The 15962-nt window shown below is 54.3% G+C and carries 13 protein-coding genes, 1 tRNA gene, 7 pseudogenes and 1 other annotated feature; of the genes and pseudogenes, 9 read left to right on the top strand and 12 right to left on the bottom strand.

Features of this window, described 5'->3' with window-relative positions; translation table 11 throughout:
• Positions 1-8: 8 nt before the first annotated feature.
• Together rpmA and rplU are read right to left on the bottom strand one after the other, a co-directional pair.
• Complete coding sequence (gene rpmA, locus EMQ_RS01475) at positions 9-278, bottom strand: 50S ribosomal protein L27 (protein WP_010667131.1); 270 nt, start codon at positions 276-278, stop codon at positions 9-11.
• Positions 279-329: 51 nt separating this feature from the next.
• On the bottom strand, positions 330-644 hold the full coding sequence (gene rplU, locus EMQ_RS01470; protein ID WP_010667132.1) for a 50S ribosomal protein L21: 315 nt from the start codon (positions 642-644) through the stop codon (positions 330-332).
• 243 nt (positions 645-887) lie between these two features.
• Between rplU and EMQ_RS01465 the strand changes: the two genes are divergently transcribed.
• Together EMQ_RS01465 and EMQ_RS01460 are read left to right on the top strand one after the other, a co-directional pair.
• Positions 888-976, top strand: a tRNA-Ser gene (locus EMQ_RS01465).
• Positions 977-1131: 155 nt separating this feature from the next.
• Positions 1132-2340, top strand: a complete 1209-nt coding sequence (locus tag EMQ_RS01460; protein ID WP_018308580.1) for a tyrosine-type recombinase/integrase — start codon at positions 1132-1134, stop codon at positions 2338-2340.
• A gap of 87 nt (positions 2341-2427) precedes the next feature.
• Here EMQ_RS01460 and EMQ_RS17115 read toward each other — a convergent pair whose 3' ends face one another.
• Positions 2428-2619 (bottom strand): helix-turn-helix transcriptional regulator, encoded by a 192-nt coding sequence (locus tag EMQ_RS17115; RefSeq protein ID WP_257916676.1) that lies wholly within the window; start codon positions 2617-2619, stop codon positions 2428-2430.
• Positions 2620-3163: 544 nt separating this feature from the next.
• On the opposite strand from EMQ_RS17115, the pseudogene EMQ_RS01450 reads away from it, so the two are divergent.
• The 3 genes and pseudogenes from EMQ_RS01450 to EMQ_RS01440 form a co-directional block, all read left to right on the top strand.
• A pseudogene (locus tag EMQ_RS01450) lies at positions 3164-3553 on the top strand (IS5/IS1182 family transposase); the annotation flags it as partial.
• A gap of 66 nt (positions 3554-3619) precedes the next feature.
• Positions 3620-4807, top strand: a pseudogene (locus tag EMQ_RS01445) (IS3 family transposase).
• Positions 4808-5274: 467 nt separating this feature from the next.
• Positions 5275-6071, top strand: a protein-coding gene (locus EMQ_RS01440) for an IS5 family transposase (protein WP_197980099.1) whose coding sequence is annotated in 2 segments (ribosomal slippage) — positions 5275-5614 and positions 5614-6071 — 798 coding nt in all. Because the reading frame shifts where the segments join, the coding sequence is not laid out codon by codon here.
• Between the two features lie 72 nt (positions 6072-6143).
• On the opposite strand, the gene namA is transcribed toward EMQ_RS01440, so the two are convergent.
• Positions 6144-7214 carry an NADPH dehydrogenase NamA gene (namA, locus tag EMQ_RS01435; RefSeq protein ID WP_010666866.1) on the bottom strand — a complete coding sequence of 357 codons (1071 nt, stop codon included), beginning with the start codon at positions 7212-7214 and terminating at the stop codon, positions 6144-6146.
• A 123-nt stretch (positions 7215-7337) separates the two neighbouring features.
• Between namA and EMQ_RS01430 the strand changes: the two genes are divergently transcribed.
• On the top strand, positions 7338-7697 hold the full coding sequence (locus EMQ_RS01430; RefSeq protein WP_018308587.1) for a winged helix-turn-helix transcriptional regulator: 360 nt from the start codon (positions 7338-7340) through the stop codon (positions 7695-7697).
• Here the strand turns inward: EMQ_RS01430 and EMQ_RS01425 are convergent.
• Both EMQ_RS01425 and EMQ_RS01420 read right to left on the bottom strand, forming a co-directional pair.
• Positions 7687-8483, bottom strand: a protein-coding gene (locus EMQ_RS01425; protein ID WP_197980098.1) for an IS5 family transposase whose coding sequence is annotated in 2 segments (ribosomal slippage) — positions 7687-8144 and positions 8144-8483 — 798 coding nt in all. Because the reading frame shifts where the segments join, the coding sequence is not laid out codon by codon here. The two genes, EMQ_RS01430 and EMQ_RS01425, sit on opposite strands and share 11 nt — an antisense overlap.
• A gap of 202 nt (positions 8484-8685) precedes the next feature.
• Positions 8686-9054: a winged helix-turn-helix transcriptional regulator gene (locus EMQ_RS01420; RefSeq protein WP_010665696.1), complete on the bottom strand. Its 369-nt coding sequence runs from the start codon at positions 9052-9054 to the stop codon at positions 8686-8688.
• A gap of 115 nt (positions 9055-9169) precedes the next feature.
• Here EMQ_RS01420 and EMQ_RS01415 point away from each other — a divergent pair, with 115 nt between their 5' ends.
• Entirely contained in the window at positions 9170-10294 is a 1125-nt protein-coding gene (locus EMQ_RS01415) for an alkene reductase (protein ID WP_026200304.1), read from the top strand.
• Positions 10295-10310: 16 nt separating this feature from the next.
• A pseudogene (locus EMQ_RS01410) lies at positions 10311-11006 on the top strand (aldehyde dehydrogenase family protein); the annotation flags it as partial.
• A 4-nt stretch (positions 11007-11010) separates the two neighbouring features.
• Here EMQ_RS01410 and EMQ_RS01405 read toward each other — a convergent pair.
• Together EMQ_RS01405 and EMQ_RS01400 are read right to left on the bottom strand one after the other, a co-directional pair.
• Positions 11011-11450 (bottom strand): annotated as a pseudogene (locus tag EMQ_RS01405) (transposase).
• A gap of 38 nt (positions 11451-11488) precedes the next feature.
• Positions 11489-11992, bottom strand: coding sequence for a YciE/YciF ferroxidase family protein (locus EMQ_RS01400; protein WP_010669324.1), 504 nt, complete (start codon positions 11990-11992; stop codon positions 11489-11491).
• A gap of 104 nt (positions 11993-12096) precedes the next feature.
• Here EMQ_RS01400 and EMQ_RS01395 point away from each other — a divergent pair, with 104 nt between their 5' ends.
• On the top strand, positions 12097-12513 hold the full coding sequence (locus EMQ_RS01395) for a hypothetical protein (RefSeq protein ID WP_018307570.1): 417 nt from the start codon (positions 12097-12099) through the stop codon (positions 12511-12513).
• Positions 12514-12798: 285 nt separating this feature from the next.
• Here the strand turns inward: EMQ_RS01395 and EMQ_RS01390 are convergent.
• From EMQ_RS01390 to EMQ_RS01375, 4 genes and pseudogenes are all read right to left on the bottom strand, one after another.
• Positions 12799-13266 (bottom strand): annotated as a pseudogene (locus EMQ_RS01390) (IS5-like element IS12528 family transposase); the annotation flags it as partial.
• Between the two features lie 35 nt (positions 13267-13301).
• A protein-coding gene (locus EMQ_RS01385) for an IS3 family transposase (protein WP_132012128.1) occupies positions 13302-14512 on the bottom strand; the annotation gives its coding sequence in 2 pieces (ribosomal slippage) (positions 13302-14227 and positions 14227-14512; 1212 coding nt in all).
• Positions 14118-14234, bottom strand: a sequence feature (AL1L pseudoknot). Its footprint overlaps the gene before it by 117 nt.
• A gap of 54 nt (positions 14513-14566) precedes the next feature.
• Positions 14567-14686, bottom strand: a pseudogene (locus EMQ_RS01380) (IS5/IS1182 family transposase); the annotation flags it as partial.
• Positions 14687-14750: 64 nt separating this feature from the next.
• A pseudogene (locus EMQ_RS01375) lies at positions 14751-15938 on the bottom strand (IS3 family transposase).
• Positions 15939-15962 lie beyond the last annotated feature (24 nt).

Below are 15962 nucleotides of genomic sequence, written 5' to 3'. Positions count from 1 at the left end.
AGGGCCTTTTACTCAGCTGCGAGCGGCAGAGCCTCGACCGAAACATGAACGCGGTCGTCACCACGACGCTGGAAGCGCACGTTGCCGTCTGACAGCGCGAAAAGCGTGTGGTCGCGACCAACGCCAACATTCGCACCAGCCAGCATCTTCGTGCCGCGCTGACGGACGATGATGTTGCCAGCGACGACGCTTTCGCCACCGAACTTCTTCACACCAAGACGACGGCCTGCACTGTCGCGTCCGTTACGGGACGAACCGCCTGCTTTCTTTTGTGCCATGAACCTTACTCCTGCTTAATGCCTGCCTGTGATCAACCTCACGAAGAGAGATCAGGCAGCCTTGATCTCGCCAATACGAACAACGGTGACCGGCTGGCGGTGACCATTCTTGCGACGGCTGTTCTGACGACGACGCTTCTTGAAGATGATGATCTTCGCAAGGCGGTCCTGCGCGATGACCGTGGCTGTCACGGAGGCGCCAGCAACCAGCGGAGCGCCGATGGTCGTACCAGCTTCACCGCCGACAGCGAGAACATCGGAGAATGTGATGGTCGAACCAGCTTCAGCTTCAAGCTTTTCGATCTTGAGCACGCTGTTTGGCGTAACGCGATACTGCTTACCGCCGGTGCGGATAACTGCGAACATAATGAAACTCGTCTCTTTCCGATCAATCGACATCTCGCGGCGCTTTCACGCAGGCGATCAGTCCAGTCGCTTTTTCTCGTTGACCGCTGTTGCGCAGTCTGCCCCACCTTACGGCGGTGGAGAGGGGCTTTTACGCGGGAGACGGGTTTTTCGTCAACCGAAAACAGACAGAGACGCAATTCCCCTCTTGTGCCTGATGAAAACTTTGCCTAAAAGCTCGCTGCGAGCGCTGCAAGGCGTTACGGAGAGGTGCCAGAGTGGTCGATTGGGGCGGTCTCGAAAACCGTTGTGCCTTATGGGTACCGTGGGTTCGAATCCCACCTTCTCCGCCAGTTGATATATCCCATAGCAGTCTATAGCGTTTCAAGCACAGAAAGACTGGCAGTTTTCTGCCACTTATGTGCTCTATGACGCGCTGTGATGTTCCTTCAAGCTCATGCATTGTGGGGGTAGATATGGGGGTATCATTTCTGGTGTTGGGGTATCAATGCTGACAGACGTTCAGCTGCGTCGCCTCGCACCCCGAGAGAAGCCATACAAGCTTGCCGATACAGGCGGACTGTTCATTCTGGTCCAGAAAAATGGCTCGCGTCTGTGGCGCATGAAGTATCGCTTTGGTGGGCGGGAAAAGCTGCTCGCTTTTGGCGCTTACCCTGAGGTGACGCTTGCAGCGGCCCGTGACGCCCGTGATCAGGCACGCGCGGAGCTGCGGGCGGGCCGTGATCCATCTCTGACCCGTCGTCAGAGACAAGCGCAAGCCAGGCGCACTGATAGACAGCTGCAGCATGTCGGCGAAATGTGGATTCAGACTCAATCTGCCCGGTGGACACCCCGACACAGTGAAGACGTTCGAACGAGTCTTGAGCGTCTGATCTGGCCGCATCTGGGGCACATCGACCTGGACGATATCACTGCTCCGATGGTCCTTGAAGCAATCAGGAAAATTGAAGCTGGGCGTGCGAAGGAAACGGCGCGCCGGATCAGACAGAGATTAAGTGCTATTTTTCTGTTCGGTATCGCGCATGGGCTGGGTTCTCATGATCCCGCCGCCGTTATCAAAGGCGCTCTGGCTCCTCTGAAGAAAGGACGACAACCTGCCCTCATTGATCTTGATGCGCTGAGACGCCTCTTCCAGGACGTCGAAGCCATCCCGGCCCACCCGGTTACGCTTCTGGCGATGCGTTTTCTGGCTCTGACTGCTGTGCGTCCCGGTGAAGTACATGCAATGGCCTGGCATGAGGTGTCTGCGGACAGAACCACCTGGGTCATTCCAGCAGAGCGCATGAAGATGCGGCGTGAGCACGTTGTTCCCTTATCGCGTCAGGCACGGGACATTCTTGATGCGGTCTCTACGCTGACGGGCAGAGGCCCTCTTGTTTTTCCTAATGCGCGGTGGGCCCATCGCCCGATGAGCGAAAACGCTCTCGGTTATCTTCTGCAGCGGGCAGGCTACGCTGGCAGACAGGTGCCACATGGTTTTCGTGCTTCGTTTTCGTCCATCATGAACGAGCATTATCCGCAGGACAGAGCTGTCATTGATCTTATGCTGGCACACTCAAATCAAAACAGAGTTGAAGCCGCGTATAACCGGGCTCTGCATATGGAACGTCGGCAGGAGCTGGCTCAGATATGGGCCGATCTTCTGATGTCAGACGCAGCCGACGCCGTGACACTTCTACAACACAGAAAACGGTGAGGTCGGTGATCGTCGTATCGAGTAAATTCTTCCATTCATTTCACTCTACACATGAGTCATGAGTTATTCTGTTTTATATTCAACAGTTTAGTGTTTTTTCTGCTCGTGCGTCTTTTCAATCCATTCATTAATGCTGCTTTCGCTCCATCTCACCATACGTGTGCTCAACCTGTGCGTCGCCGCGGGAAATTTTCCCAGCTTAATCCTTTTGCGTATGTGAGACGCCGACATAGACACGCGTTCGCACACCTGAGCAATTGTCAGAAGATTTTCTGCCATCATTACCTCCGAGAAAACATATACTCCAATAATTACTTTAAAAATTAGAGTATATCGAGGCATATCGCCTCTGATGCGAATGGTATATCTCGAAAAAACGTGACTTAAAACAATAAAATATTTTTATCTGTACAAATATAGAAAAAACTCCTGATAATCAGCAAAAAATAGTGCCTAATTCTTCGGTTTGTTGCCAAAATTGTGTATTAATATGTATATTTTCATATATTATCGACTTGAAACGTGAATATATGCGGCTTAGCAATTTCCAACCCTTGAACTTAAAAATAACATTCGCTCATATTTTTAATATAAATATGAAAAGGAGAAAAAATTACTCAATATGTTCAAATAAACAATAAAATAAATTGAATTTATCCGATATTACTCTAATGCGATAATGAATATTCTAATTTTATTTCAATTATTTATTTACTTCAAATAAAAAGGCATAAATTCAAATGATGTAAAAATAATCACTTTCTGCGCGAATCGGATTCGAATCGAGAGGACGCGTCTTCTCCACAAACATGATCATCGCCCGTATCTGTCGATGTCAGGCCAGATTCTGGCTGCAACATTGGTAGCAGCCCCAAAGTAGCGCAATACTAACGATGAAAAGGCGGATCTGCGGGAAGGATGGATCCGACGGATCCCACAGGGACAGGCAGGACAAGCCTCCAAGCTGTCCCACAAGGACCGTCATGCGCGCTGGACGTTGAAGTTCACGAAAGCGAAACGAAAGGAGGACGGGAGTATGCCCGCAACAGACTTGGCCATCCCGTTCTTTGGCTACAAATCTCATATTTCCATCGATCGGAAGTTTCGTCTGCTCCGCAAATGGAAGACGACAGATGCCGCCGCCAGTGATGGTGCGCGATTGAGAGAAGGCTTGCTTGATAAAACCAATACAGCCTCAACACTCTGGGCAAACAGAGGTGGTCCCCATTTTTCAGACAGGGCGATAAGCTATAATCCGACCTGAGAGAGGGCAGGTTTTATGGGTAAGGTTACGCGCAAGAGGTATGGGGCGGAGTTCAAAACACGGGTTGCCCTGGAGGCGATCCGTGGGGAACTGACGCTGGCGGAACTGGCTTCGAAACATGGTGTGCATCAGACGATGATCGCCCAGTGGAAACGGCAGGCGATCGAGGGGATGGCGGCGACCTTCTCCGGGAAGCCGGTGGCCGAGCCCCCGGTCAGCCCTGCTGATGTGGAGAAACTGCACGCGAAGATAGGCGAGCTTCTCGTGGAACGGGATTTTTTACGCGATGCCTCTGCTCGGTTGGGCGTGATCAGAGGCGGCAGATGATTGACCCACAGCGACCGCGCCTTTCCATTGTCCGGCAATGCCTGCTGCTGCATCTGAACCGGTCTGGCGTCTACTATCGGCCTGTGCCACAGAGCGAGGCCAATCTGGCGTTGATGCGGCTGATCGACGCCCAGTTCCTGGAAACGCCATATTATGGCTCACGGCAGATGACATGGTATCTGCGCCGCCTGGGATATGAAGTCGGCCGCAAGCGGGTCCGGCGGCTCATGGCGATCATGGGCCTGCGGGCGGTCTACCAGAAGCCGCGCACGAGTGTGCCTCATCCGGAGCATCGGAAATATCCGTATCTGCTGCGGGATCTGGTCATTGAGCGGCCTAACCAGGTCTGGTGTTCCGATATCACGTATATCCCCATGAAACGGGGATTTCTCTATCTCGTGGCGATCATGGACTGGTTCACGCGCAAGGTGCTGTCCTGGCGTCTGTCGAACACGATGGATGCGGAGTTCTGCATCGAGGCGCTACAGGATGCCCTCACGCGCTATGGCGCTCCGGAAATTTTCAATACTGACCAAGGGTCGCAGTTTACGACGCCCCGTTTCACCGGGCTCCTGGAAGAGCGTCAGATCCGCATCAGCATGGGACGGGCGCGGGCGATGGCTGGACAACGTGTTCATCGAGCGTCTGTGGCGGTCGCTGAAATACGAATGCGTCTATTTGCATGCGTTCGAGACCGGATCGGAGCTACGGGCCGGGCTTGCCGGATGGATCACCCATTATAACGGGCAGCGTCCGCACTCGGCACTGGCTGGACGCACGCCCGATGAGGCGTATCATGACGTGCCGACGCCATCTGGTCCGGGGTTAACCCCGGACCAGATGGCCAACAGCAACGCCGTCAGAATGGCGGCATAACAACAACCGGGTATAGCTTATCAAGCCCACAAAACTGTCCGAACGGACGGGTCCACCTCTGCTCGACGTCTTCTGTATACTCCGCGCGAGATGGATCATTGCCGTAACCCGATGGAAGTATTTCATATCCATACTTTCCATTCTTTCTATTTTCTTTTTTATAAGGCACATATCTTGAACCATCCGAGCCAATTAGATAAAATATGTTTTCGGATGTATTCATCATGACCTTTTCTCACACCTCTATTGCGATCCGCCTGCGCCAATCGCACAGATTGTTTGGTTAGAGGATGTTTCTCTCTATTACCAGCATGAGCTTAAGTTACTACATAGCTGCGCCGAGCGCTTAACATAACCACGCAATTGTTTTAAATGTTGGTAGTCGCTGCCGTGGGGACGCATGATGTCGTAATGCTTGAAAAGCTCTAGGGTCTGTTAGATCTTGAATTTCTTCCCATATTGTAGGGATGGAAGAAGGAGACAGAACAGGCACCTTTACGGACGAGACATGGGCGATCTGGGAACCTCTGATTGAGGAGGTTCGCCCGAGGGGCAAGACGCCGCCACATGATCTGCGGCGGACGATAGCAGCGATTTTCTGGCGTCATGAGAATGGCGCGAAATGGCGGAGTATCCCCGCTGAACTGGGTCCGTGGTGGCAGGCTGCGCAGCTTTTCATCCGCTGGGCGAAGCTCGGCGTATGGGAGCGGCTGCTCGCACTGGTTCAGGAACAACAGGGAGTGGCATTCGGAATGACTTTTCTGGATGGCACGAACATCAGGGCTCACCACAAAGCGGCGGGAGCCCAAAAAAAGGGGGCTCTTTTGAAGAGCGGGACCATCGTGAAGCACTTGGCCGCTCTCGCGGCGGCTATGGCACGAAAGTCTGCGTGATAGCAGACGGGCATGGAAAGGCTGTTGGTTTTGCCATGGCGCCCGGCCAGGCCCATGAACTGCCGCTGGCTCCAGATATGCTCGATAGCCTTCCCGCCATTCCTTTGTGGGTGGTGGCGGACAAGGGCTATGCCTCGGACGCCTTCCGTGAACGGATATGGGACATGGGAGCACGGCCAGCCATTCCCGCGAAACGACGCGATGGCCCGGTCGCCTGCCCCAAATGGGCCTATCGGTGTCGGCATCTCGTTGAGAACCTCTGGGCTCGCCTCAAGGAGTGGCGCGCTGTCGCAACCAGATATGAAAAAACAGCAACGTCGTTCCTCGCGGTCATCCACATCGCTGCCGCAGCAGACTGGATCAAGCCCTAACAGGCCCTAAATGCAAATTCAGCTCTTTATAAGAGCTGAACCTGGTAGCTCTAACTAATTACGTTGGATATTTTACTCAGCGGTTGTCTGGGGGAGTGCTGGTGTGGGGCGAGGCTGATTGTTCAGCCACCATGCACCATAGCGAGTATATTGATCTGGTACAGTGATGCTGACCCGTAGTTCATCAGCCGCAGTTCTCGGCCAGAAGGGGTCTCGTAGAATTGCCCTGCCAATGAAAACAAGATCTGCTCGATTGTTGCCGATAATATCGGCGGCGAGATCTCCGGTTTCAATGAGCCCAACGGCACCTGTCATAATGTCTAATTGCTCACGGAGCAGCGTTGCCGCAGTGACCTGATACCCCGGAAAACTATCGACTTTAGCAGGTGCAATGCCTCCAGAAGAACAATCTATGAGGTCGACACCCTGTTCCTTCATCCACTGCCCATAGATGACAAAATCTTCTGGTGTGTTTCCACCATGAGCGTAATCTGTAGATGATATCCGGACAAATAACGGACCATCCCATTCCTGCCGGACTTCATCAAGAATATATCGCACTATACGGTAGCGATTTTCGTGACTTCCTCCCCACGTGTCAGTTCGTTTGTTGGCCAGTGGAGATAAAAATTCATTCAGAAGATATCCATGCGCTGTATGGATTTCCAGAATATCGAAGCCAGCCAGTCGCGCCCGTTTGGCCGCCGCTTTAAAGCTTTGAACTATGTTCAGAATTTCTTCGTTAGTAAGTTCGTGCGGGACCTGAGTATTTTCTGAAAAAGCAATGGCAGATGGAGCAATTGCCGTGTGGACCTGTGTTCCTTCCAGTCGCCCTGCATGTCCAATTTGGGCACCGGCTTTAGCGCCCATTTTTTGAACAACCTGTACAAGGCGCTTTAGACCATCAATATGTTCATCGCTCCAAATGCCGAGATCTCCTGGGCCAATCATACCGTTTTCAAGCGTTGCCAGTGTTTCAAAAAAGACTAGACCTACCCCACCAAGAGCGCGTGCTCCGTAATGGACAAGATGGAAATCGCTTACAAAACCACCAGAAAGCGCTGAATGCATGCACATTGGTGACATTACAATACGATTGCGGAGTGTAATATTGCGAAGTGTCAGCGGTTCAAACAGTTTCACCAGTAGCCTCGTTATAATAAAAATGAAAACTTTACTCTCGTAGAAGGTAGCGTTCTAAGTTAGAAAAGAAAATACTGTATAAAAAACCATATAGTATAATTTTGTATAGTGATGGAGGGCTGAATGAAAAAAGAGAAGAGATGGGAACGTATCCCTGGCTGTTCTATTGAGGCTGCTTTGAATGTTATTGGCGGTAAATGGAAGGGAGTCTTTCTTTTTCATCTTCTGGATGGAACAATGCGTTATAATGAATTTAGTAAGCTCGCTGTGGGAGCCTCTCCTCGACTTATCGTTAAGCAGTTGAGAGAATTAGAAGAGGATGGCCTTATTGAACGGAAGGTCTATGCCGTCGTGCCGCCAAAAGTTGAATACTCTCTCACTCCAGAAGGAGAAAGCCTCATGCCAATTCTAAAAAGTTTAAGTATGTGGGGGGATAAGTGGATTGATAAGCGCCCTTGGACCTTAGGGCCTGTTAGAGCTTGATCCAGTCTGCTGCGGCAGCGATGTGGATGACCGCGAGGAACGACGTTGCTGTTTTTTCATATCTGGTTGCGACAGCGCGCCACTCCTTGAGGCGAGCCCAGAGGTTCTCAACGAGATGCCGACACCGATAGGCCCATTTGGGGCAGGCGACCGGGCCATCGCGTCGTTTCGCGGGAATGGCTGGCCGTGCTCCCATGTCCCATATCCGTTCACGCATGGCGTTCGACGCGTAGCCCTTGTCCGCTACTACCCACAGGGGAGTGGCGGGAAGGCTGTCGAGCATGGCTGGTGTCAGAGGCAGTTCATGAGCCTGTCCAGGGGCCAGCGCAAAACCGAAGGCTTTTCCATGTCCATCAGCGATCACGCAGACTTTTGTGCCATAGCCGCCGCGAGAGCGGCCAAGTGCTTCACGATGGTCTCGCTCTTCGAAAGAGGCCCCTTTTTTTGGGCTCCCGCCGCTTTGTGGTGAGCCCTGATGTTCGTGCCATCCAGAAAAGTCATTCCGAATGCCACTCCCTGTTGTTCCTGAACCAGTGCGAGCAGCCGCTCCCATACGCCGAGCTTCGCCCAGCGGATGAAAAGCTGCGCAGCCTGCCACCACGGACCCAGTTCAGCGGGGATACTCCGCCATTTCGCGCCATTCTCATGACGCCAGAAAATCGCTGCTATCGTCCGCCGCAGATCATGTGGCGGCGTCTTGCCCCTCGGGCGAACCTCCTCAATCAGAGGTTCCCAGATCGCCCATGTCTCGTCCGTAAAGGTGCCTGTTCTGTCTCCTTCTTCCATCCCTACAATATGGGAAGAAATTCAAGATCTAACAGGCCCTAAACCACCGAAGATCAGTGTTCCTAGGTCGCACTTTTAGGTCTGCTTTTAAGAGATACTGGGAAATGTACCAGCGTCCGCAAAGAGGCGACTGCAGCCTGTCTGCTCTGCTTTTGCTAACCCGACAGATAGGTTGAGCCGGAATTGCCACGATGCTTAGCGGTCAATCTCGATCACCAGCTTTGTTCCGCTGAACAGAATGCGCATACCGATCTCCCCACTTCTTGAGCGCCTGAATAACTGGCTTCAGCGTCTTTCCCAGTTCGGTCAGGGCGTATTCCACATGCGGTGGCACCTCGGGGAAAACGGTGCGTGACACCAGTCCGTCTGCCTCGAGTTCGCGCAACTGATTGGTCAGCATCCGCTGCGTGACGTTGGGAAGACGGCGGCGCAGTTCGCCGAACCGCAGCACTCCGTCCTCGAACAGGTGATACAGAATCAACGCCTTCCACTTCCCGCCAAACAGTTCCAGCGTGGCTTCCACCGTGCAGCCGGGGCTGCAGGCCAGCGTGGTATGACGGATGCGAGGCATGGTATCATTCCTGACACTAGTGGCGGTTTATGTGCGTTCTTGCGCATAAGATGGGGCGGGTCAATGTTTACAGGCAGGCCGGACGAATGGCCTGTATTTGTAAACAAGGTTGGTCATGTCTTCATCTTCTTTATTCAGGCCTGTGCGGCTGGGAGATCTGCCTCTTGAAAACCGGATCTTCCTGCCACCACTGACACGCTGCCGCAGCACCCAGCCCGGCGATATTCCCAACGCGCTGATGGCCGAGTATTACGCGCAGCGCACGCAGGCAGGTTTCCTGATTACCGAAGGCACGCAGATCGAACCTCGCGGGCAGGGCTATGCCTGGACACCGGGCATCTACTCTCCTGAACAGATCGCGGGCTGGAAACTGGTTACCGATGTGGTGCATGCAAAACAGCGGCTTATCTTTGCGCAGTTATGGCATGTCGGTCGTGTCTCTCACCGCGCCCTGCAACCCGGTCATGAGGCGCCGATCGCCCCGTCTGCGGTCGCGGCAACAGGCGTGAATGTGTTCATCCCCACGGGACCAGGCACGGGAAAGCTGGTGCCACCTGACACGCCGCGCGCGCTGTCCATTCCCGAAATTCATGAAGTGGTGGAGATGTATGCACAGGCGGCGCGCAACGCGCTGTCCGCAGGCTTCGATGGGGTAGAGATCCACGCAGCCAATGGCTACCTGATCAACCAGTTTATCTCCGAACGGGCCAATTTCCGCATCGATGCCTATGGCGGCAGCCTGTCCAATCGCCTGCGCTTCCTGCGCGAGGTGGTCGAGGCCGTCTCCGCCGTCGTCACGCCCGACAGGATGGGCGTGCGGTTTTCTCCGCTGTTCGGCACGACGACGGAAGAGCGCGTCTATCTCGGCCTGCTGGAGGACAATCCAGCGGAAACCTACACGGCAGCCGTGCGCGTACTGGCGGAGGCGGGCATCGCCTACGTCTCGCTGGCCGAAGCTGACTGGGACAATGCACCCGAAATGCCAGACACCTTCCGCACCAGCGTACGCGACATCTTTGGCGGCCGCATCCTGTGTGCGGGCCGTTACGACCTGCACAAAGCACAGCATGTGCTGGCGCATGGCTGGGCGGACATGATCGGCTTTGGCCGGAAGTTCATCGCCAATCCTGACCTGCCTGCGCGGCTGGAACATAACTGGCCGCTCAATCCGCTGGACCCGGCGACGATGTATGGCGGCAGTGCGCATGGCTACACCGACTACCCTTTCCATAATCCATAAACAGGGAAACGGACCAATAAGTTTTTACCAGACCCTCAACCCGACCACGGAAACCGTGGAACGCACGTTCGAGCTTCACACCACCGCGCAGATGAAGGCGATTGTCGATCGCGCGGACCATGTGTGGAAGACCGACTGGAAAAAGCGTGACATCGCGGCCCGTAAGGTCATCATGTCAAAGGCCGCCGATCTGCTGCGCCGCGACCGTGTGGCCCATGCGCGCCTGATCGCGACCGAAATGGGCAAGGCGCTGCCTGACGCGCTGGAGGAAATCGATATCACCGCCGACATCCTCTCCTTCTATGCCGATGGTGCGGAGAAATTCCTCGCTTCTACGCATCTGAAGGTCAAGGAAGGCCACGCAAAGATCATCAACCAACCGCTGGGCGTGATTTACTGCATCGAGCCGTGGAACTTTCCCTATTACCAGCTTGCCCGCGTGGCGGGCCCGAACCTGATGGCGGGCAACGTGGTCATTGCGAAACACGCACCCAACGTGCCGCAATGTGCGCTGGCCTTTGAAAAGCTGTTCCATGACGCAGGGGCACCTGCTGGCGTCTATACCAATATCTTCCTCGACAACGACCAGTCCGCTGAACTGATCAAAGATTTCCGCATCCGTGGCGTCGCCCTGACGGGCAGCGAACGCGCGGGCCAGACGGTTGCGGCCGAAGCGGGGGCGGCGCTGAAGAAGGACACGATGGAACTAGGGCCTGTTAGGGCTTGATCCAGTCTGCTGCGGCAGCGATGTGGATGACCGCGAGGAACGACGTTGCTGTTTTTTCATATCTGGTTGCGACAGCGCGCCACTCCTTGAGGCGAGCCCAGAGGTTCTCAACGAGATGCCGACACCGATAGGCCCATTTGGGGCAGGCGACCGGGCCATCGCGTCGTTTCGCGGGAATGGCTGGCCGTGCTCCCATACGCCGAGCTTCGCCCAGCGGATGAAAAGCTGCGCAGCCCGCCACCACGGACCCAGTTCAGCGGGGATACTCCGCCATTTCGCGCCATTCTCATGACGCCAGAAAATCGCTGCTATCGTCCGCCGCAGATCATGTGGCGGCGTCTTGCCCCTCGGGCGAACCTCCTCAATCAGAGGTTCCCAGATCGCCCATGTCTCGTCCGTAAAGGTGCCTGTTCTGTCTCCTTCTTCCATCCCTACAATATGGGAAGAAATTCAAGATCTAACAGGCCCTAGGCTGCATGCTGGTTTACACCCTTCTCGGCGATATGTGTCAGTTTCTGATCAGCCGATTTTTCCTCCTCAAGCGTCTGCTTCAGGACGGCGGCACAGTCGGGACGGCCAAGCTGTATGGCATAAGCGATAAGGCTGCCATAACGGGTTATTTCATAATGCTCTACGGCCTGAGCGGCTGAAAGCATGGCGGCGTCACAAACTTCAGGATCATCACAATCACTAATAATGTCTTTTGCCTCGGCAAGGATTCCATCCATAGCCTGACACGTCACCCCTTTAACGGGCTGATCGTGCATATGGAATACCCGCTCCAGTCTGCGGACCTGCTCTTCCGTTTCCGTCAGATGATGCTGAAATGCCGCCTTCAGCTCCGGATCAGCAGCGTTTTCCACCATCGTGGGCAAGTTCTTGACGATCTGATTTTCAGCATAATAGATATCCTGAAGGGTATGCACAAACAGATCGTCAAGGGTCCTTATCGGTTTCGAAAAAAAGCCCATGGATTTTCTCCATTTTCGAAAGCCTGTCCTTTACCTGACTGGTATGGGACAGTTCGTAAGTTAAGGAAAGCATTCGGTTTCCGGGGACGTCAGCGATATTGCCGATGTCCCCGGTAGCAGACACAGAGTCAGCTATTTTTGTGGCTCTGCTGGCCTGCTTTGACATGTTGCTCATGCGTGCCGCCCCGCGTGCCGGAGCCATGCTCGCCTTCCTCTTTCTCGCTATGCGATGTGCTTGCATTCTTGTGGCTCTGCTCACCAGCTTTGACGTGCTGCTCGTGAGTGCCGCCTCTCGTGCCGGAGCCATGCGCACCTTGATTCTTTTCGTCATGCGACGTGCCAGTGTTTTTGTGGCTCTGTTCGCCAGCCTTGACATGCTGTTCGTGACTACCACCTTGATTTGCCATTTTTCTATTCCTCGTTTCCAATATCAAGACGGTCACGGATACGACCGTCATTACAACAAACCATTCTGTTTGAACGAGGTTTCAACGATTCATCGAAAGTTAAGAATTTTTTAGAAAGATAACGCATTACAATAAAACACGAACACGTCTTTTGTAATTCATGATCAACACATTTTCTGTGCAATATTGACTATGCTACTGGGGCATGCAATCTGACTGAATATGAATACATCTGAACATAGCTAAGAGCCCTTTTGGAAATTCGCTGTGATAGGTTTTCAAGAGGTTTTGCGCGTGATTCAAAGGCAGGATGTGGACGCCAGCACAACGAGGCCGCATGGCCGGAATTACACGCAAGACGAAACGCTATCCGTCTGATCTTAGAGCCCTTTTGGAAATTCACGGATGAGCGTTTCGGCGTAGCATGAGGCTTCCCATGGCGATGTGGATCATGGCCTCTGCGACGTCGATCCGCTGTTCGTAGTCCTTCACAAGGCGACGCCAGCGGATTATCCAACCGAAGGTCCGTTCAACAACCCACCGACGCGGCAGGATTTCAAACCCTTTTGCTGTCTCTGACCGCCGGATGATCTCGACTGTGAAGTCGAGAAAAGTGGCCTTATCCATCAACTGGAGGCGGTCATAGGCTCCATCGGCAAACAGGTGCTTCACCCAAGGCCAGCGTTTACGAATGGCATCAAGGATCATCTGTCCTCCTGCACTGTCCGAAATATCGGCTGTTGTCAGCTGAACCAGGAGAAGGCGGCCATCCGTATCAACTGCGATGTGACGTTTCCGACCGACGATCTTCTTGCCTGCGTCATAACCACGTGTCTTTGCGTGGGGTGCCTTGATACTCTGGTGAATTGCCCCGGGTTTTGTGGAGACGTTTTTTATCTGATTTAAGCGGCTAATGCATGTGATTTCTGTTGCGCATAAAAACGTGCTTCGGCTTCTGCTGGCGGGATGTTTCCAATGGAGGACAGGAGCCGCCGATTATTGAACCAGTCGACCCATTTCAGTGTTGCTAGCTCAACAGCGTCCCTGTTTTTCCATGGCCCCTGTCGATAGATGAGTTCGGTTTTATAAAGTCCGTTAATGGTCTCCGCCAAAGCGTTATCATAGGAATCCCCAACGCTTCCGACAGAAGCAACAAGGCCCGCTTCAGCCAGTCTTTGCGTGTAGCGAATGGACACATATTGACATCCGCGGTCGGAATGGTGGGTCACTTTTCCCTCAGGCCGCCTCTGGCACAGAGCCTGCTCAAGGGCATCCAGCACGAAGTCGGTATGGGCAGTGGACGAGACGCGCCAGCCCACAATAACCCGGGCAAAGACATCAATGATGAAGGCCACATACACAAAGCCCTGCCAGGTGGAAACGTAAGTAAAATCCGAAACCCAGAGTCTATTGGGGGCTGGTGCATGAAACTGTCGCTGTACCAGATCCTGTGGACAGGGCCGTGCCGGATCGGGCCGTGTGGTTCTGACCCCCTTGCCACGCATGACACCTTTCAGTCCCATCCGGTGCATCAGCCGCTCTACCGTGCAGCGGGCGACATCCAGACCTTCACGTCTGAGCTGATGCCAGACCTTGCGCACTCCGTAGACGCAGAAATTATCGTTCCAGATCCTGCGGATTTCATGACAGAGCTCTTTATCTTTCTGGCTGCGCACACAGGGATTTTTCTGTCTCGCCCGATAAGCGTAATAGGCAGATGGTGCAATCGACAGAACCCTGCAGATTGACCCGACACCATATGTCTGCCGATGCTCCTCAATGAAGCGTGTCATGGTCTGAAGATGCGGTCGAGCTCCGCCTGGGCAAAATATGCTGATGCCTTGCGCAGGATTTCATTGGCCTGCCGCAATTCGCGGTTCTCTCGCTCCAGTTGCCTGATCTTCTCTCGATCAGGCAGGTCACTCACCGCAGGCGCATTGGCCCGCTCATGCAGACGGGTCCATTTTGACAGCGTGTCAGGATGAATATCCAGCTTTGGCGCTATCATCATCACTGCGGACCAACGTGATGGATGGTTCTTCTCTTCCTCCAGAACCATGCGGGCTGCACGCTCGCGAAATTCAGGCGGAAAACGCTTCGATTTGTTGCTCATGAATTCTTCTTACCTCACGGGTCGTTCTGTCTCCACAAAACCCGGGGCAATTCACTGGCTATCAATGACACCACCCGATGGACTGGTTTCGCGTCCTGCCGCTTCACGATCGAGCATCAGACAGACATCATGAATGGTCTGGAACAGGAAACGGCGCATCAGCCTGCGGAACCACCAGTGAGGTGGTCCCGTCCGTTCGGACAGTTTTGCGGGCTTGATAAGCTATACCCGGTTGTTGTTATGCCGCCCTTCTGACGGCGTTGCTGTTGGCCATCTGGTCCGGGGTTAACCCCGGACCAGATGGCGTCGGCACGTTATGATACGCCTCATCGGGCGTACGTCCAGCCAGCGCCGTATGCGGACGCCTTTCGTTATAATGGGCGATCCATCTGCCAAGCCCGGCCCTCAGCTCTGATCCGGTCTCGAACGCGTGCAGGTAGACGCATTCATATTTCAGCGACCGCCACAGACGCTCGATGAACACGTTGTCCAGCCATCGCCCGCGCCCGTCCCATGCTGATGCGGATCTGACGCTCTTCCAGGAGCCCGGTGAAACGGGGCGTCGTAAACTGCGACCCCTGGTCAGTATTGAAAATGTCCGGGGCGCCATAGCGCATGAGGGCATCCTGTAGCGCCTCGATGCAGAACTCCGCATCCATCGTGTTCGACAGACGCCAGGACAGCACCTTGCGCGTGAACCAGTCCATGATCGCCACGAGATAGAGAAATCCCCGTTTCATGGGGATATACGTGATATCGGAACACCAGACCTGGTTAGGCCGCTCAATGACCAGATCCCGCAGCAGATACGGATATTTCCGATGCTCCGGATGAGGCACACTCGTGCGCGGCTTCTGGTAGACCGCCCGCAGGCCCATGATCGCCATGAGCCGCCGGACCCGCTTGCGGCCGACTTCATATCCCAGGCGGCGCAGATACCATGTCATCTGCCGTGAGCCATAATATGGCGTTTCCAGGAACTGGGCGTCGATCAGCCGCATCAGCTCCAGATTGGCCTCGCTCTGTGGCACAGGCCGATAGTAGACGCCCGACCGGTTGAGTTGCAGCAGCGTGCATTGCCGGATTATCGGCAGACGCGCTCGCTTCAGGTCAATCATCTGCCGCCTCTGATCACGCCCAACCGAGCAGAGGCATCCCGCAAAAAATCCCGTTCCACGAGAAGTTCGCCTATCTTCGCGTGCAGTTTCTCCACGTCAGCTGGGCTGACCGGGGGCTCAGCCACCGTCTTCCCGGAAAAGGTCGCCGCCATCCCCTCGATCGCCTGCCGTTTCCACTGGGCGATCATCGTCTGATGTACCCCATGTTTCGAAGCCAGTTCCGCCAGCGTCAGTTCCCCACGGATCGCCTCCAGCGCAACCCGTGACTTGAACTCTGCCGCATACCGTTTCCGCGTAACCTTGCCCATAAAACCCGTCCTCGTTCAGGCCAG

This window comes from Acetobacter aceti NBRC 14818, assembly GCF_000193495.2.
Taxonomy (GTDB): Bacteria; Pseudomonadota; Alphaproteobacteria; order Acetobacterales; family Acetobacteraceae; genus Acetobacter; species Acetobacter aceti.
This window is presented reverse-complemented; position numbering and strand designations above follow the sequence as displayed.